The sequence below is a fragment of the Sphaerisporangium sp. NPDC005289 genome, from assembly GCF_040607455.1.
Lineage (GTDB): Bacteria > Actinomycetota > Actinomycetes > Streptosporangiales > Streptosporangiaceae > Sphaerisporangium > Sphaerisporangium rhizosphaerae.
The window spans coordinates 357,789-376,003 of the sequence record NZ_JBEXGS010000001.1; the positions used below are offsets into that span (position 1 = coordinate 357,789).

At 69.9% G+C, this 18,215-nt stretch carries 10 protein-coding genes; 6 read left to right on the top strand and 4 right to left on the bottom strand.

Features of this window, described 5'->3' with window-relative positions; all coding sequences use genetic code 11:
- Positions 1 to 577: 577 nt before the first annotated feature.
- The gene (locus ABZT47_RS01365) at positions 578 to 9,319 is read left to right on the top strand and encodes a DNRLRE domain-containing protein (RefSeq protein WP_354834813.1); all 8,742 of its coding nucleotides are present in this window, start codon (positions 578 to 580) and stop codon (positions 9,317 to 9,319) included.
- A gap of 256 nt (positions 9,320 to 9,575) precedes the next feature.
- On the opposite strand, the gene ABZT47_RS01370 is transcribed toward ABZT47_RS01365, so the two are convergent.
- Together ABZT47_RS01370 and ABZT47_RS01375 are read right to left on the bottom strand one after the other, a co-directional pair.
- Positions 9,576 to 11,156 (bottom strand): alkaline phosphatase D family protein, encoded by a 1,581-nt coding sequence (locus ABZT47_RS01370; protein WP_354834816.1) that lies wholly within the window; start codon positions 11,154 to 11,156, stop codon positions 9,576 to 9,578.
- A 175-nt stretch (positions 11,157 to 11,331) separates the two neighbouring features.
- Positions 11,332 to 11,850: a MarR family transcriptional regulator gene (locus tag ABZT47_RS01375; RefSeq protein ID WP_354834819.1), complete on the bottom strand. Its 519-nt coding sequence runs from the start codon at positions 11,848 to 11,850 to the stop codon at positions 11,332 to 11,334.
- Positions 11,851 to 11,947: 97 nt separating this feature from the next.
- On the opposite strand from ABZT47_RS01375, the gene ABZT47_RS01380 reads away from it, so the two are divergent.
- From ABZT47_RS01380 to ABZT47_RS01400, 5 genes are all read left to right on the top strand, one after another.
- The gene (locus ABZT47_RS01380; protein ID WP_354834822.1) at positions 11,948 to 13,042 is read left to right on the top strand and encodes a substrate-binding domain-containing protein; all 1,095 of its coding nucleotides are present in this window, start codon (positions 11,948 to 11,950) and stop codon (positions 13,040 to 13,042) included.
- 226 nt (positions 13,043 to 13,268) lie between these two features.
- Entirely contained in the window at positions 13,269 to 14,720 is a 1,452-nt protein-coding gene (locus tag ABZT47_RS01385; protein WP_354834825.1) for an APC family permease, read from the top strand.
- Positions 14,717 to 15,727 carry an acetamidase/formamidase family protein gene (locus ABZT47_RS01390; protein ID WP_354834827.1) on the top strand — a complete coding sequence of 337 codons (1,011 nt, stop codon included), beginning with the start codon at positions 14,717 to 14,719 and terminating at the stop codon, positions 15,725 to 15,727. Before ABZT47_RS01385 ends, ABZT47_RS01390 begins: the two co-directional genes overlap by 4 nt.
- A gap of 234 nt (positions 15,728 to 15,961) precedes the next feature.
- Positions 15,962 to 16,243 carry a hypothetical protein gene (locus ABZT47_RS01395; protein WP_354834829.1) on the top strand — a complete coding sequence of 94 codons (282 nt, stop codon included), beginning with the start codon at positions 15,962 to 15,964 and terminating at the stop codon, positions 16,241 to 16,243.
- Complete coding sequence (locus tag ABZT47_RS01400) at positions 16,240 to 16,500, top strand: hypothetical protein (RefSeq protein ID WP_354834832.1); 261 nt, start codon at positions 16,240 to 16,242, stop codon at positions 16,498 to 16,500. Before ABZT47_RS01395 ends, ABZT47_RS01400 begins: the two co-directional genes overlap by 4 nt.
- Positions 16,501 to 16,668: 168 nt before the next feature.
- On the opposite strand, the gene ABZT47_RS01405 is transcribed toward ABZT47_RS01400, so the two are convergent.
- Together ABZT47_RS01405 and ABZT47_RS01410 are read right to left on the bottom strand one after the other, a co-directional pair.
- Positions 16,669 to 17,598: a Gfo/Idh/MocA family oxidoreductase gene (locus ABZT47_RS01405; RefSeq protein WP_354834835.1), complete on the bottom strand. Its 930-nt coding sequence runs from the start codon at positions 17,596 to 17,598 to the stop codon at positions 16,669 to 16,671.
- Between the two features lie 87 nt (positions 17,599 to 17,685).
- Positions 17,686 to 18,201: a hypothetical protein gene (locus ABZT47_RS01410; protein WP_354834837.1), complete on the bottom strand. Its 516-nt coding sequence runs from the start codon at positions 18,199 to 18,201 to the stop codon at positions 17,686 to 17,688.
- Positions 18,202 to 18,215: the final 14 nt, after the last annotated feature.

Here is an 18,215-nt window from a genome sequence, read left to right on the forward strand (position 1 = left end):
CACATTACGACATGTACAAGGTGATGGTTCGTTGGCATCTTGAGTGCGCGGGAGATCAGCACGCCGACGGGTGGCGCGAAACGGCGGTGCCAGGACCTCCCGCTACGCGGATCGACCAGACGGGGGAGAGGTCTCGGGGGCCGGCTTCCTTCGTTCTCGAATGTTCGAAGGGTAGTGGCGCATGCGTCGATCAGGGGTTCCGTCGTTCCATCGTGCGAGTCTCTCAAGGGCTCGCCGTCTCCTGGTGGTGCTGGCCGCGGTGCCGGGATTACTGCAACTGCAGTCCCTCCCGGCGGCGGCGGATCCGGTGGTCATCCGGCTGGACATTCCCCGTTCCCCGGGCACGGGGGCGGCGACGGAGATCCCGGTGCAGAACTCCGGGTCCGTCCGGGGGCTTTCCCACTCGGTGGGCTCGGAGGCGACGCGGGCCACCGGAGGCGTCGCATCCGTCCCCGGCGGTCCTCGTGCCAAGCAGAGTGACCGACGACCTCCCGGCACCCTGCCCTTGGAGGTTCGGCATGCCGGCACCGGGAAGCCGGCGACGGGAGGCCTGAAGCAGCCGCCGCCGACGGAACAGGTGGCCACACCACCGGATCCGCCGGCCCGGCCGACCGAGCGTGCGTCGGCATCCCTCAAGGCCAGGGAGACCGGCAAGCGGGTGCCCATCTCCGGGGAGACCACCGAGTCCACTCTGGTCTTCGCCAATCCCGATGGCACGTTCACCGCCGAGATCAGCAGCGGCGCGGCCCGTGTCCGGCGATCGGGCGGGTGGCTCGATGTCGACACCGGCCTCGTGCCGGCCGACGGTGTGCTGCGCGCCAAGGTCGCGGTGGCCGACGTGGAGTTCTCCGCGGGCGGCGCCGGCGCCCCGATGGTGCGGCTGCGCCACTCCGGCGGCAGGTCACTCGAACTGACGTGGCCCACCGCGCTGCCGAAGCCGGTGGTCAAGGGCAACACGGCGACGTACGTTGACGCCGCGGGGCCGAACGCCGACCTCGTGCTGACGATGACTCCCCGAGGGTTCAGCGAGGACATCGTGCTCAGGAAGAAGCCGGTGGACCCGCTACGCGTGGAGATCGGCGTCGAGGGCCAGGGACTCACTCTCGGCAAGGGGAAGAACGGGCGTCTGGAGGTCAAGGGCGCCGATGGGGACATCGTCGCCGCGGCGCCGGAGCCGTTCGTCATCGACGGAACGCGGGCCAAGAACGCGGGCCGGGACAAGAAGGCGCACTCCGCCGGCCTGCCGGCCCGCGCCGTGACCCCCGGCAGGATCGAGACCAGGCTCACGGCGGACGGCCAGGGCCACCAGAGGCTGTCGCTCGCCCCGGACGCGGCGTTCCTCAACGCCCCGGACGCCGTCTATCCGATGGTGGTCGACCCGACCTTCTCGCTGTGGGCCACCACGGACACGTACGTGATCAGCAGTTCGCCGAGCTCCTCCTATGGCGGGTCGTCATTGCTGTACGTGTCGAACGCCGGATACGGCGAGGAGGCCAGGTCCTTCATCAACTTCTCCGGGGCCAACGTCAACGGCGCCACGATCTCATCCGCCACGCTCACCCTGACCCACGATTACGACTCCAGCTTCAAGTACATCGATGCGCAGATCAGCCGGGTGACCTCGTCCTGGGGAAACAGCACGACCTGGCGCACCCAGCCGAGCTACACCAGTGAGGGCGCCGTCTGGGCCGACGGCACCGGCACGGCCAACGTGAACGTCAAGAGCATCGTCCAGGCGTGGGCGGGGGGCGCGCCCAATTACGGCTTCGCGCTCACCGACTGTTTCTCCTGCCTGATCTACTCGGCGGAAAGCTACGAGGGTGACCCGCCGGAGCTCTCCATCACCTACAGCTACCCGCCGGTTCTGGGCACCATCAACGGCGGACCGAAGGCGATCAAGGACAACACCACCTATTACTACAAGACGACTCCCACGCTGAGCGCGGTGGTGAGCGACGCCGACGGCGGCACCGTCTCGGCGCGGTTCGAGATCGAGCACGACCCGGCGGCGACGAGCCAGGGCAGCGGAACGATCTGGTCCGGCGCGGGGAGCACGGTGAACGCCGGCTCGCCCTCGGTGGTGACGATCCCCGCGGGAAAGCTGAACGACGGATGGAAGATCCGCTGGCGGGCCGCCGGTACCGACGGCTCGACCACCACGGCGTGGTCGGCCTGGCAGTACGCGACGATCTCGACGGCGGCGGCGAACTACGCACTGCCGTTCGCGTCGGTCTTTTCGCCGATCAACAACACCCAGGTGGGCACCCTCACGCCGGTGCTGGCCGCGCACGCCGATCCGTGGGCGGGCGGCATCGCCTCCTACTGGTTCCAGGTCTGCTCCGGCACGCCGGGCACTTCCTGGGCGTGGTGTGAGAGCTCGCCCTCCTGGACGACGTCCGACAACTGGACGGTGCCCGCGGGGAAACTGGCCTGGGGCAAGACCTACTGGTGGTATGCCATGGCGACCTTCCAGGATGCCACCGTCACCTCCTCCTGGCGGTCCTTCACGGTCGTGCCGGAGCAGGCCACGATCAACTCCTTCCTCGCCTCGGGCGTGGAGGACCGGGAGTTCAACCCCGAGGTGGGCAACTACACCCACACCGAGACCGACCTGGAGGTGGCGGCCGTCGGCCTGCCCCTGTCGGTGCGGCGCACCTACAACAGCCTCGACCCGCGCACCGACGGCGCGTTCGGCCTGGGGTGGTCGACCCGCTGGGACACCAAGCTCACTTCCGAGCCGGCCACCAAGACCCTGCTGATCACCCACCCGGACGGCCGTCAGTTGCGGTTCGCGGCCAAGGGGGACGGCACATACGCCTCGCCCTCCGGCGTGTACGCCACGCTCTCCGCGCTCCCGGGCGGCGGCTGGCGTCTGATGGACAAGTCGGCCACCTCGTACTGGTTCGACGCCGGCGGCCGGCTGACCAAGGTGAGCGACCACCGCGGCCGTACCCAGGACCTGGTGTACGGCACGAACGGCAGGCTGGCCAGGGCCACCGCCACGGGCGGCCGTTCCCTGTTCTTCACCTGGACCGGCAACCACGTCACCGCGGTTTCCACCGACCCGGTGAACGGCGCGCCGATGACCTGGACCTACGCCTACGACGGCGACAAACTGACCAAGGCGTGCCCGCCCGGCACCTCGTCCGCCTGCACGGCCTACAGCTACGGCACGCCGTCGCGCTACCAGAGCCAGGCGATCGACGGCGGCCCGGTGGGCTACTGGCGGCTGAACGACTCGTCGGGCGCGATCGGCTCCAAGATCGTGAGCTCGGTGGGCTGGGACGGCGGCGCCAGCGACGCCAAGATCGCCGGCGGCTCCGCGGACGCCACCCTGCGGATGCTCGGCGCGCTGGACGGCAGCGGCAACACCGCCATGCGGTTCAAGGGCACCGCCAACTCGGCGTACGTGTCCCTGCCGCCCGCCACGATCAGCGGCAAGGGCGGTGACCTGGCGGTGGAGGCATGGTTCAAGACCGCCGCATCGGGCACCGTGGTGGGCTATCAGAACTCTGCGGGATCCCCCACGTCGTACACGCCGGCCATCTACGTCGGTACCGACGGCAAGCTACGCGGCCAGTTCTGGACCGGCACGGCCAACCCCATCACCAGCACCAAGGCCGTCAACGACAACGTCTGGCACCACGTGGTGCTGGAGGGCGCCACCAACACCCAGACCCTGTACCTGGACGGCGCCGTGGTCGGCACGCGGACCGGGACGATCAACCACGCCGGCCAGTGGGACGCCAGGATCGGATACGGGTACGCCGGCGGCAGCTGGCCGGCGACGGTCTCCTCCCCGGGCCCGTTCCCCTTCGCCGGCGACATCGACGAGGTCGCCGTCTACCGCAACGCGCTCGGCCTGCCGCGGATCGCGGAGCACGTCGCCGCCAAGACCACGCAGCCACAGATCATCAAGGTGGTCAGCCCCGAGGGCCGGGTGGTGGCCGAGAACACCTACGCGACCGATGGCGGGCGCCTGCTCACCCAGATCGACGACGACGGCGGCACCTGGAAGCTCTCCGCCCAGGAGATCAACGCGATCTCCGACACCCAGGCGACGAGCAAGACCACCGTGACCGACCCGCTGGGCGGCACCATCACCTACGTCGGCGACGCCCTGCGCGACTACCGCGTCATGTCCCGCACCGATCAGCTGGGCAAGACGGCCACCGTCGAGTACGACACCGGCGGATTCCCCGCCAAGACGCTCGACCCCAACGGCAACATTGAGGAGACGCTGCACAACGCGCGCGGCAACATGATCGGCCGTAACCGCTGCCGCACGGGGACCACCTGCTACTGGGAATGGTTCGGCTACGAGGAGCCGGCCGATCCGTTCGACCCGCGCAACGACCAGATGCGCAGCTTCCACGACGCCCGCTCGTCCAGCTACCTGGACGACACCTACGCCTGGCGCTGGTCGTTCAACGCCTTCGGCGAGGTCACCGGCAAGACCGTCCCCGGCGGCCACGGGACCCCGACCGTGATCGGGGAGGACTGGGACTACACCGACGGCACCGAGGCCGCCGTCGGCGGCGGTACCACGCCTCCCGGCCTGGTGAAGAGGTACCGCGACGCCAAGAAGAACCAGACCACCTACGCGTACACGGCGGCGGGTGACCTGGCCAAGGTCACCGGACCCACGGGCCTGGTGACCACATACACCTATGATTCCCTGGGCCGGGTCACCGGTGAGACGAGGGTGTCGTCCGCCTTCCCCGACGGGGTGACGACGACCACCGCCTACGACGCCCAGGGCCGGGTCGCCTCGGTCACGTCCCCTGGGGTGAAGAACGAGATCACCGGGGTCACCCACACGGCGAGGAAGACGCTCACCTACGACTGGGACGACAATGTCCTGACCACGACGGTGGCCGACCTCACCGGTGGTGACGCCGCCCGGGTCACGACCTCCACCTTCGACGGCTTCGGGCGGCTGGCCACGTCCACCGAGCCGGAGGGCGGGGTCGAGACCTACGGGTATGACGTCATGGGGCGGAAGGTGAGCGTCACCGACGCCCTCGGCGCCAGGTACGCCTACGCCTACACCGCGCGCGGCGAGCACGCGACCACAACGCTCAAGGGCTGGACGGGCAGCCCGGTCGCGCCGCAGCCGGCCACGGATGTCGTGCTGGAGTCCTACGCCTACGACCCGGCCGGGCGGCTGGCGTCGGAGACGGACGCCATGGGGCGCACGACCGCCTACACCTACTTCAACGACGACCTCACCGCACAGGTCACCGCCAAGGGGGCGAAGCTCAACGGCTCGACGACCGGTCGGGACGTGGTGCTGGAGTCCAGCACCTATGACCCGTCAGGACGCCTGACCGCCCAGGTGCTCGACGGCGGCCTGCTGCGGGTGGAGGTCACCTACGACGCCAGGGGGCGGCGTATCGGCCAGGTCTCCGACCCGGCCGGGCTCGCCCGCACCGAGACCCTCACCTACGACGACAACGACCAGGTGGTCAAGGTCACTCAGAGCGCCGCGGGCAGCGATCGCGTCGAGGTCACCGATTACGTCTACGACGCCGCCAACCAGCCGATCAGGGTCACGACGCGCAACGACGACCAAGATCTGATCAGCACCATGCGGGTCGACGATCGCGGCCTGGTCACCGCCATCACCGACCCCCGCGGCAACCAGGAGGGCGCGACGGCGGCCGACTACACCACCACGATCCGCTATGACGAGTTCGGCAACCCGGTGGAGATGACCCAGCCGAAGGTCGCGGTCGAGCGCGCCGGCGCCGGCCCGCAGGCCGCCCAGCCGGTGTCCCGCATCGGCTACAACACCTTCGGCGAGCAGACGCACCTCGTCGATCCGGAAGGACGCAGAAGCAGCTCGGTGTTCGACCGGGCCGGACGACAGGTCTCCCACACTTCGCCGGCCTACACCCCGCCGGGTGGCCAGACGATCACTCCGACCGTCACCGCCACCTACGACAAGGCGGGCCGGCAGATATCGTCGACCGACGCGCGAGGCAACACCACCACCGCCCGTTACGACGCGCTCGGCCGGAAGGTGCAGGTCATCGACCCCGCCGCGGGCGGCGCGGCCGCGGGCGCCTGGACCTACACCTACGACCTGAACGACGAGGCGTTGTCGCTCACCGATCCGACGGGCGCGCGGATGGAGGCCACCTATGACGACCTCGGGCGTCAGATCACCTTCACCACGTTGGAGCGCAGACCAACCACGGCCGCGTACGTCACGAAGCTCGAATACGACGACGCGGACAATCTCCTCAAGACCATCCGGCCGACCGGCGACAGCACCACGCGCGCCTACAACGCGCTCGACGAGCTGACCTCGTACACGGACGCGGCGGGCGACCGCACCACGTTCGCCTACGACCTGGCCGGACGGCCGACTCGCACGACCAATCCGCTCGGCGTCGCCACCACGGCGGCCTACGACCTCGCCGGACGTCAGACCGCGACGGCCGACGTGGACGCCTCCGGAGCCGTGCTGCGCACCCACCGCTTCGGCTACGACGCGGCGGGCAACCCGACCAGCCGGACCAGCGCCTCCGGGCACACCTCCACCAGGACCTACGACGCACTCGGCCGCCTGGTCGAGCAGCGGGAGCCGGTGTCGGCGAGCGAGACGATCACGACCTCGTTCGGCTACGACGCCTCCGGCCTGCAGACCCGGGCCACGGACGGACGGGGCAACGCCACCTACACCACCTACAACCCCCTCGGCCTGCCGGAATCGGTGATCGAGCCGAGCACGCCCGCGCACCCCAGCCCGGCCGACCGTACCTTCACCGCCGTCTACGACGCCGGAGGAAACCAGGTAGGCGGCCTGCTGCCGGGCGGGGTGAAGATCCAGCGGACCTTCGACGAACTGGACCGGCTGGTCAAGCAGACCGGCAGCGGGGCCGAGGCGGCCACCGAGGACGAGAACTACACCTACGACCTAGCCGGCCGGCTGCTCGGCGCCGACGAGCTGTCCTTCAACCTCAACGACCGCGGCCTGCTGCTGAAGAGCAGCGCGTCGGGCAACGACGTCAGCGCCTACGCCTACGACGGCTCCAACCGCCTGGTCCAGCGCACCGACGTCAACGGCGTCGCGTCCTTCACCTGGGACGCGGCGGACCGGCTCAGCCAGATGACCGACCCGGTCTCCAACACGACCATCGGCTACGGCTACGACCAGGCATCGCGGCTGACCAGCATGTCCTACGGCGCGGGCGGCGCACGCCGCACCTACGGCTACGACCCGCTCAACCGGCTGGTCAAGGACGAGCTGAAGACCGACCAGGGCGCGCCCATCGCCTCGATCGCCTACGGCTACGACATCGACGACAACGTGACGTCGAAGACCACGGCCGGCACCGCGGGCGCGGGCACCAGCAGTTACACCTACGACTGGGCCGACCGGCTCACCTCCTGGACGGGCACCGACGGCAAGACCACGACCTACGGGTGGGACGCCGCCGGCAACCGGATCCGCGTGGACGACAAGGTCTACACCTACGACCAGCGGAACCGCCTCACCTCCGGCGACGGAGCCACCTTCACCTACACGGCCCGCGGCACGCTGGCCGAGACCTCCGACGGAAGGGTGCGGATCACCAAGTCCGACGCCTTCGACCGGCTGATCCAGGACGACACGGTCACCTACGACTACGACGCCCTGGACCGGCTCTCCACCCGTTCGGAGAACGGCACCACGACCAGGTTCGCCTACGACGGCGTGGGCGACGACATCATCGCCGTCACGGACGGCGACAACCGTAAGAAGGCCGCCTATGGCCGCGACCCGTACGGGCGCACGGTCAGCCTGGCGGACACGGGCAGCGCACAGCTGGCGTTCAGCGACCTGCACGGCGACCTGGTCGGCACGTTCTCGGCCAACGGCGCCGCACTGCTCGACTCCATCGCCTACAACCCCTTCGGAGAGGTCATCGCGCAGAGCGGCGCGACCCACGATCTCGGCTACCAAGGCGGCTACACGGACCCGACCACCAAGAAGGTCAACATGGCGGCCCGCTGGTATCAGCCGTCCACGGGAAGCTTCGTCTCCCGCGACACCATGTCCCTCCCCGCCGACCCTTCCGTTCAGCTCAACCGCTACATCTACGCCAACGCCAATCCGCTCGCCAACGTGGACCCGGACGGCCACGCGGCGAAGAAGACCACCAAGAAGACCGTCAAGACGGCGAAGAAGACCAAGACCACGAAGGCCAAGAAGCAGGAGTACGACGCATGCAAGAAGCAGGGGTTCAAGAACAAGAACGGCCTTAACTGCAATGCGGAGAAAAAGCTCAACAACGAGTCCAAGAAATTCAATGCCGACTGCAGGGACGGGTTCAACGCCAAGGGCGAGACGAAGGCCTGTGCCCAGGGCGCCACTTCCTATGTCGCCTGCCGGCTGGGTGGAAGCGGTCAGCGCAACTGCGAAGGCAAGGGAGTCAAGGAGGCATGTCTCTCATTGGCGGGGGCCGGTCTCTGCGGTGGCTCCGTAGACGCTTATAACGCGTGCCGGGCGAATAGCAAGATCGCCCGCTCGGTCTGCATAGAGAGCAGTTCCCAATATCGCGACTGCATGCACCGGTACACGAACGCTCATGGCACGTGTGTCGGGGCGTCCGTGGCGTACGGACGCTGTCGTTCCGACGGCCGGAACAGCGGTGACGTCAAGCAGTGCACGGTCGTCCGGGAAGTGTATTCCGTGTGCGCCTACCAGGGCAGCCTGTCCGGGCTGGGCGGACGCAACGGATTCAACTTCGATGCCGCCGTCTGTAACGAGGTGGCGAACGACACGATCCGGTGCTTCACCAAGGTGAAGGGCTCGCTGGGCGACTGCTTCTCCGCGGGCGTAGTCCAAATGGACTGCATAAAAGAGGCGAACAATCTGGCCGAATGCGGGAAACTCGCGGACGCCATCTACTGGTGCATGCTGAACCCCCGGTCGGACTACTGTGGAGCCAAGCCGGCGGATCCCAACTGCAAGAAGAGCGAGCGGCGCAGAACGTGCACGACCTATTACTCTGCGGTACAGTCATGGTTCGCCTCCGGCATCTACAAGAAGTCCGACCTGACGACTCCAGGGATCTGCCAGGCCACCAGCTTCCTGTCGTACGTACCTGGAGCGAAACCGGTGGAGACCGTGGCGAGCACCATATGCGGGCTCATCGACAACGGAGTCAAGATTCTGAACGGGCTGGACAGTGGGAATTCCTTCAACGAGAGCTGGAAGAAGGCGCGCCTGGCACATCCCGGTAGCGGGATCAACTACGTGGAGGACTGCGTCCTCATCTCGGGGGATGTGGGGACCGCCTGCGTCATTTCTGTGAGACGCGCTTAAGGTTCCTGCCACCGGTCCGCGCGGCCCGCTCCGGCGGGCCGCGCGCCCGCGACGATGCCAGGTCCCCACTGAACGGAGCGGTGAGGCTACTCGGCCGGTCGGAGGCCGGCGTCGGCGGACGGCCGTCGCCGCGGAAGAGGCCCCGGTCTCGGCCCCGCGGACGCCGGAGCTCCCTGGCCGCTGAGCCGCCTCCCCCGCGAGTGCCCGGGTCGCCCGTCGTGTACCGGCGGTGGCGGCCCGGGTGCGGGCGGAGGGCTCAGGGGGCGAGCGTGATGCGGGTCATCTCCTGGAAGTCCGGGCGGGCGGTGTGCCAGCGGACGCTCGCGGAGCGGCCGTCGAGGTCGAGCGAGGCGAGCGCGTTCGGGAACCACGGCCCGTTGGTGATCTTCCACCGCAGCGCCCGCCGCGGCAGGCGCACCGTGCGAGTCAGGATGCCGCCGACCAGGCTGGCCACGCCGAACGACCCGATCACGTTGGCCAGTCGCAGGCTGCGGCTGAGGGGGTTGCGGATCGGGGAGCACACCGCCTGGTAGATGCGCGCGGACTCGAGGTCCGCCGACGCCGGGCCGGCGGCCGCCAGGTAGGAGTAGTGGACGTCCCCCGACAGCAGCACGATCGTCGCCGGGGCCCTGCCGCGCCGTCCCGCGGCGACGTCCACCAGCAGGCGTCCGAGCTCCTCGAACGACCGGCGGAACGCCCCCCAGTGCTCCAGGTCGAGCGCCTGGCGGATCTTCTCGCCCCACACCGCCCCGCGGTGCCCCCACGCCCCGCCGGCGACGGCCTCGTTCCAGCTCTCGACGTCGAAGATGCCGCTGGGCAGGAACACCGGGACCGAGGACCCGATGAGCAAGTGGTCGACGTCGCCGGTGGCCACCTCGGTGAACCACTCCCACTCGGAGTCGTCGAGCATGCGCCGGTGGCCGGGCTCCAGCTCGCGGGCGCACCGCGTGTCCAGCATGACCAGCCGCGTGCGGCCGACGTCGCGCGAGTAGCTCCACCGCGTGGAGGAGGGGTCCTCGTCGGCCTTCTTGGCGAAGGCGTCCAGCGCCGCTCCGCCGTCCCCGTCGCCTGCGCGGATCTCGGCGTACATCGGGTCGGCCTTGCGCTCGGACGGCGAGAGGTTGCCCAGGTGCTGGTAGACCCAGTAGGCGCCGAGCGCGGACAGCACGCGCGTCGGCCACCACGGCACCTCGGCCATGGTGCGCCGCCAGGCCATCGAGGTGTTCCAGTCGTCGCGCACGTCGTGGTCATCGAAGATCATCGCGGTGGGGACGGTGGACAGCACCCAGCGGACCACCGGGTCGCTCCACGCCTGCCGGTACAGCTCGGCGTACTCCTCGAAGTCCACGATCTCGTCGGGGCCGTCCTCACGGCGGGAGCGGATGTAGTCCAGCATCTCCTGGGACGGCTCGTCGGCGTACACCTGGTCGCCGAGGAAGATCAGCAGGCTCGGCAGGTCCTCGCCGTCCAGCAGTCGCAGGCCGAACTCGCGCAGCACGTCCTTGCCGTGCGTGCGCTCGTGCACGGCGTCGTGCGGCACGCTGGTGCGGCAGGACCCGAACATCACGCGGTTCATCTCGGCCAGCGGGCAGATCTTGCTGTCGGGGTAGCCCTCCAGGGGCCACACCCTTCGCCCGTCCAGCTCGACGGAGTACGCGCCGGTCTCCTCGACGTCCACGATGGCGTAGTGGTGGCCGTGCACGGTGAACGTGCGTTCGGTGGCCCGGGCGCCCGCCACCTCGATGGCGACCTCGCACGGATCGCTCGTTTCCACCCATATCGACGCGCTCGTCTCATCGACGTAGCGCAGCATCGGCCCTACCAGCAAGTCGGGCACGTTACCTCCCCTTTTGAGCAGCGTTATGAACCATATGCTCAACTCATCCGGTGGTGGAGGACGGCCTGCCTAAATGGCACGGCGATGACCCGGGCCCGCCGAGCGGCCACGGCGCGGATGCCCCCCCATGGAGCGGTCGCCACGCGCCGCGTCCACCTCGGCGAACGCGCGGAGGTCAGCCGTCGAGCGAGCGCACCAGGTGTTCCAGGTCTCGCATGAGCCGTTCTGTGCGGACGGCGCCGTACGTCGCGAGGATCGCCCGGTGGTGCTCGGCGATGCCGGCCTCCAACCGGCTGAGGAGCTCACTGCCCCGGTTTGCGAGGAATACCGCCACTTTGCGACGATCGGCCGGATCGTGCCCTCGGTAGACGACGGCGCGCTCGACGAGCCGGTCCACGGCCTTGGTCAACGTCGGGTGCGGCATCAGCGCCGCCCCGGCCAGATCGCCCATCGAGTGGCCACGCCCGTCCGCGAGCGCCTGGAGGATGCGCCACTGCTCGACGGTGACCTCCTCGGCGGCGAGCGCCGCCGACAACCCCCGGTTGACGCTCCGCTCGGCGCGACTGAGCAGGTACGCCAGCGACGCCCCCAGCCCGCCCCCCGCCTCCGCGTCCCGGACCTCCCGCGTGGCCGCCGGGGCCTGGGCCGGCACGGCGGGCCTCGCGGTCGTCCCGCCCTCGTCGGCGCCGCTCACCACGGGCCTGTCCGTCCGTCCTCCGGCAGAGCGGTTGCCGCCGTCACCACTGAGGGCTCCCTTCGTCCGCGAACGCGCCAGGAGGATACTCTTCCACGTGGCCGAACCTGTCGCCCTGGTCATCGACCCGCTCGAGGCCCACCTGCTGCGGGCGGACGCCCTGCGCGTCGGCCTGGTGGTGCCCGTCTCCGGCGTGCTCGGGCTGCTCGGGCCGTGCGCCATCAACTGCGCGGTGCTGGCCGCGGCCGAGATCAACGAGGCCGGCGGGCTGCTGGGCAGGCCGGTCGAACTGGTGCTGGTCGACGGCGGCCGCCCACCCTGCGAGGTCGCCCGCGAGGTGGCCGGGCTGGTACACGCAGGAGCCGTCCAAGGGCTGGTCGGCACGCACGCCAGCGACGTGCGGGCGGCGATCGAGCGCGCCCTGGGCGGCGCCGCCCCGCTGGTGTACACCCCGCCGTACGAGGGCGGCGTCCGGCACCCGGGCGTCTACTTCCTCGGCGAGCCCGCCTCCCGCCAGGTGGGCCCCGGGCTCGACTGGCTGGTCGAGCGCAGGCGGGCCCGGCGGTGGTTCCTCCTCGGCAACGACTACGTGTGGCCCCGCCTCGTCCACGCCTCGGCGCGCCGACATCTGCGAAGGCGGTCGGCGACCGTCGTCGGCGAGCGGCTGCTGCCCTCCGGCACCCGCGCCTTCGGGCCGCTCATCGAGGAACTGGCCGCGGCGCGTCCCGACGCGGTGCTGCTGAACCTCATCGGCAGCGACCTGGTGGCGTTCAACCGGGCGTTCAGGGCCAGCGGGCTCGACTGCGCGCGGCTGTGCGGCGCGCTGGAGGAACACGGCCTGCTGGCCATCGGCGGCGACGCCTCGGGCGAGTTGTACGCCGCCATGGGGTACTTCGGCAGCCTGGCCACCGACGCCAACCTCGCCCTGGCCGAGCGCTACACCCGCCGGTTCGGCTCGGCGGCGCCGCTGCTGAACGGGCACGGGCACGGCTGCTACGAGGGCGTGCTGATGCTGGCGGCGCTGATCCGGCGGGCCGGCTCGACGGCCGTGCCGGCCATCGAGGCGGTCGCCGACGGCACCTCGATCACCGGCGGCCGCGGCCCGCTCACGCTGCACGACCGCCACGTGCGGCAACGCGTCTACGTGGGACGCGCCGATGGCCTGGACTTCGATGTCGTGACCTCCATGTGAGTCGCGCCGGTCCGCGCCGGGAGCGCGACCCTCGCTCGTGCGGCGCCCGCCTCCCTTCGCCCGCTCCGATCCCTCAGCCTGGTGTTCCGGCTTCGACGGCCTGCCGTCTCGTGTGACGCGCGCGTAACGGTGTGGCGGCCGTCGTAAATCTTTCCATAGAAATCTTTTCACTTTCAAGGAATAGCTCTATCGTACGGCTCTGCCCCCGCATGTGAAGGAGCCGTCCATGTCCTCCCCGTCCGGAACGTCGCCGTCCCCCTCCGACGCCCCGCTCGGCGGCGCGTCCGATTCGACCCCGGCCGCCGGCGTCGAGCGTTTCGGCTACAAGCAGGAGCTGCAACGCTCGCTGAGCTTCGCCGACCTGCTGATCTACGGCCTGATCTTCATGGTGCCGATCGCCCCCTTCGGCATCTTCGGCGGCGTCTTCCAGGGCTCGGGCGGCATGGTGGCGCTCGCGTACATCATCGGCATGATCGCCATGGCCTTCACCGCGTTGTCCTACGCGCAGATGGCCCAGGCGTTCCCGATGGCCGGCTCGGTCTACACCTACGCCGGCCGGGGCATCGCCGCGCCGGTCGGCTTCCTCGCCGGATGGGTGATCCTGCTCGACTACGTGCTCGTGCCGGCCCTGCTGTACCTGATCGCCAGCGCCGCCATGGCCTCGTTCGTGCCCGTCATCCCGATCTGGGCGTGGCTGATCGGCTTCATCGTGCTCAACACGGCCGTCAACTACCTCGGCATCGAAATGACCGCGCGGATGAACAAGATCATGCTGGTGGCCGAGCTGATCGTCCTGGCGATCTTCCTGGTCATCGGGATCACCGCCCTGGCGCAGGGCAAGGGCAACGGCGACCTGCTCAGCCCGCTGTACGACTCCTCGACCTTCTCCTGGCCGCTGGTGTTCGGGGCCGTGTCGGTGGCGGTGCTGTCGTTCCTCGGCTTCGACGGCATCTCGATGCTCGCCGAGGAGAGCCGCGAGGACACCCGCAGGCTCGGCCGCTCCATGGTCGCCGCGCTCGCCCTCGCCGGCGTGCTGTTCGTCGTCCAGACGTGGGTGGCCGCCCTGCTCACCCCCGACCGGTCGGCCCTGCTCGCGAAGGGCGACCCGGCCGGAACCGCCTTCTACGACACCGCCGAGTACGCGGGCGGCCACTGGCTGAGCGTGCTGACCGCGGTCGCCACCGCCGTGGCCTGGGGCTTCGCCAACTCCCTGGTCGCGCAGGCGGCCACCTCCCGCCTGCTGTTCGCGATGGCCCGTGACGGGCAGCTCCCGAAGTTCCTCGCCAAGATCCACCCCAAGCACAAAATCCCGGTCAACGCCACGTTCGTGGTCGCCGCCGTCTCGCTGGTCTTCGGCATCTTCATGAGCCGGCTCGCCGACGGCATCCAGGTGCTCACCTCGCTGGTGAACTTTGGCGCGATGACGGCCTTCCTCGCCCTGCACGTGTCGGTCATCGTCCACTACGTGATCCGGCAGGGCAGCCGCGACTGGTGGCGCCACGTCATCGCCCCGTCCATCGGCTTCCTGATCCTGCTCTACGTCGTCATCAACGCCAACATCGCCGCCCAGGTGCTCGGGTTCGTCTGGCTGCTCGTCGGCCTGGCGATCCTCGCCTACTCCTACCGCGTGGGCCGGCGTCCCACCCTGCCCGCCATGACCACGGAGGTCTCCGAGTGAACGTCGTCTCCTACCGTCCCGCCGCCGACGAGCTGTCCTACACCTTCGGCGGGCGCCCCGCCGTCGGCACGGTCGAGCCCGGCACCGTCCTCGAGCTGTACACCGAGGACTGCTTCGGCGGGCGCGTGCGCGGCGTGGACGACCTGCCCTCCGCCGTCTGCGAGTTCCCCTACCTCAACCCGGTCACCGGCCCCTTCCACGTCCAGGGCGCCGAGCCGGGCGACACGCTCGCCCTGCACTTCATCTCCATCGAACCGGCACGCGACTGGGCGGTCTCCACGACGTTCCCGCACTTCGGGGCGCTGACCGGCACCCACACCACGGCGATGCTCCAGCCGCCGCTGGACGAGGTCGTGTGGATGTACGAGGTGGACAAGGAGCGACGCACCGTCACCTACCGGGCGCGGCGCGGCGACTTCACCGTGGAGATGCCGCTGGACCCGATGCACGGCACCGTCGGCGTCGCGCCGGGCGCCTCCGAGGCTCGCATGACGATCACCCCGGACGCGCACGGCGGCAACATGGACACCCCCGAACTGCGGGCCGGCGTCACCGTGTACCTCGGCGTCAACGTCGAGGGCGGCCTGTTCGCCGTCGGCGACGGCCACTGCCGGCAGGGGCACGGCGAGGTGTGCGGCACGGCGGTGGAGGCCGCCATGAACACCGTCGTCGCCGTCGAGCTGATCAAGGGCGTGCTCACGCCGTGGCCCCGGCTGGAGGACGACGCCCACCTGATGTCCACCGGGTCGGCGCGCCCCCTGGAGGACGCCTACCGCATCAGCCAGCACGACCTGGTGACCTGGACCTCCACGCTCACCGGCCTCGACCTGCTCGACGCCTACCAGCTCGTCAGCCAGGGCGGCGAGGCCCCGGTCGGCAACGTCTGCGACACCAACTACACGATGGTCGCCAAGCTCCCCAAGGCCTACCTCGGCACCCCCGACATCTACGAGGGCGCCCACTCCCGCCTGCGCACCCTCGGCGAGCGGTACCTCGCCTCCCGCTGAGGGGCGCGCGCGATTATGTGAATACATTTCTCTTGTTCGGCCGGGCGTGGCCGCGACGGAACATTTCTCTTTCCGAGCGGCCACGGACCCGGCCGACGTCTTTCCGCGGCGGGCGGGCCGCTGTACTAGTGGAGGAGACGAACGACCGGCTCTCGGATGACCACCGCGCCGCACCCGACCCCCGGCCACGTTTATCGGACAAAATCCTCCGAAACCGAGCGAATGGGGCAGCGGATGGCAACCGTGACGCTTTTCCGCAATGACTTCGCCTGGACGATCCCGCCGCGCGGGCCGGACGGCCACGTCTACTTCTGGCTGGAGAGCCCCCTGTTCGGCAGGGGCGCGGTCACCGTCACCGCCGTGGCCACCTACGCGCCGGAGAGATATCTCGAGGTGACCCAGCTCGCGACCCGGGGCGACTACGCGGGCCGCTTCTATCTCGACATCGTCGTCACCAACAACGGGCCCATAACCGTCGGCGGCTTCTACGTCCACACAAGTGTGATATCCCCATGACAGAAAGCGGGACGGAAATGCGCGTCGTCGTGGTGTACGACCCGGCCGGGAACATCAAATCGATGGCCACCGCTCCGGAAGGCGGGGCCCTTCCAGGAATGGCATTGGCCCCCGGCGAGGAACTCGGGACGATCGACGTCCCCGACCTGCCTCACGACCTGGACCCCGAGGAGACCAACAAACGGCTCACCGCCATCGCCGAACGCCACATCGTCGAGCCGAACGACACCCGGATGCGCCTCCGCGTGAAGGAGTGACCACCAGGCCGCCTCGCCCCCTCGGCGTCCCCCTGCCCGAGAACGCCGACGGCGACCGCCCAGCGCGACGGCCCGCATACCCGGTGAGCGTCACGGTCGGGCATGCCGGGCGAACGTCACCGCCTCACGTACCGGGCGAATCTCACGGCGCCGCGGGCCTGGCGAAGGTCATAGTGTGGCGGCGGCGACGATCTGTTCGCAGAGGGCGTGGGTGCGCAGGGCGTCGTCGGCGGTGATCAGGCGTCCCTCGCGGACGGCGGCGAGGAACTCCAGGCACGCCTGCTCGATGCCGCGCTGCCGGGCGACCGGCGTCCAGTCGGGCCTGCGCGCGAGGGTCTCGCCGCCGTCGAAGTCGACGACGTCGCCGAGGTTCACCACCCGGCGCTTGACGCCGCCGCCGATCACCTCGCAGGTCTCCTCGACCGCCCCGCTGACCCGGCTCATCATCCCGATCGCCGTGAACCCTCCCCCACCATGAGCCGCGATGGGCGGACGGTCCCCGGTGAGGCGCAGGACCACGTGCTCCAGCAGGCCGTCCCGCACGCGCACGTCCACCGAGGTTTCCGAGATCTCGCCCGGCGCCAGGAATCGCAGGGTGTCCACCACGTGGATGAAGTCGTCGAAGACGACCCGGCGCGGGTCGTCCGCGAGGCCGGTGCGGTTCTTCTGCATGACGACCAGGTCGCGCGGCAGGTCCAGCAGCCCCGCGTACCCGGGCGCGTACCTGCGGTTGAACCCCACCATGAGCGAGAGCCCGCGCTCCTCGGCCAGGCGCGCGACCTTCTCGGCCCCGGCGAGGTCGTACGCGATCGGCTTGTCCACGTAGACGTGCGCCCCGGCCCGCAGCAACGCCTCCACGATCTCCACGTGCGCCTCGGTCGCGGCATGGACGAACGCCGCCTCGACGCCCTCCGCGACCACCTGCTCCACCGAGGTGAACCGCGCCGGAACGCGGTAGGCGTCACCGAGCCGGTCCAGTCTGCCCCGGTCACGCGTGCACAGCAGCAGCTCCAGGCCGGGTGTGGCCGACAGCACCGGCAGGTAGGCCTTCTCCGCGATGTCCCCGAGCCCGATCATCGCCACGCGCGTCCGATTCATGCCGAGAGACTATGAGGCGGCCTTTCAGAACGAGAACCGAGGGCGGTTCAGAGCACCAGAGACGCCGCCTGGCACGTGGCATGGGCTTCAAGGACGCGGGGTGAGGGGCGACTCGGAGAGCCTGAGCTGCAGGGCCGGGAAGCGGGGCGCCACGAAGCCGGTCGCGCGGTACAGCTCGGCGCCGTCCCCGGTGGCGTTGAGTTCGATCACCTTGGCCTCGGTCTCGTCGCGGAACCAGGCCAGCAGCGCCGCGAGGCACGCCCGCGCGTGCCCGCGCCGTCGTCGCCGGACGTCGGTGCTGATGTTGAAGACACGGCCCTGTGTGCCCGTGAGGTTGGACGGCCCGGGCGCGCGCCGCTCGATCATGCCCACCGCCGAGCACACCACGCCCAGCTCCGGATCGTCCATCACGAAGGCGGCGAAGCCGCCGGTGTCCGCGAGCCGCTCGGCGAACCACGCCTCCGCGGCCTTGCGCCACTCCGCGTCCTCACCGCCGACGGGCGCCCCCATCTCCTCCAGCATCAGCGCCCGCAGCCGCGTCAGCGCCCCCGCGTCCGCCACCACCGCCCGCCGCGCGGCGCGACCGGCTTCCTCCTGAACCATGGCGGACATCAAAC

Bases quoted from the DNA above. Each gene is read 5' to 3' on its own strand.
- ABZT47_RS01385 (WP_354834825.1), top strand. From the start codon at position 13,269: ATGTCCTCCCCGTCCGGAACGTCGCCGTCCCCCTCCGACGCCCCGCTC.
- ABZT47_RS01395 (WP_354834829.1), top strand. From the start codon at position 15,962: ATGGCAACCGTGACGCTTTTCCGCAATGACTTCGCCTGGACGATCCCG.
- ABZT47_RS01400 (WP_354834832.1), top strand. From the start codon at position 16,240: ATGACAGAAAGCGGGACGGAAATGCGCGTCGTCGTGGTGTACGACCCG.
- ABZT47_RS01405 (WP_354834835.1), bottom strand. From the start codon at position 17,598: ATGAATCGGACGCGCGTGGCGATGATCGGGCTCGGGGACATCGCGGAG.
- ABZT47_RS01410 (WP_354834837.1), bottom strand. From the start codon at position 18,201: ATGGTTCAGGAGGAAGCCGGTCGCGCCGCGCGGCGGGCGGTGGTGGCG.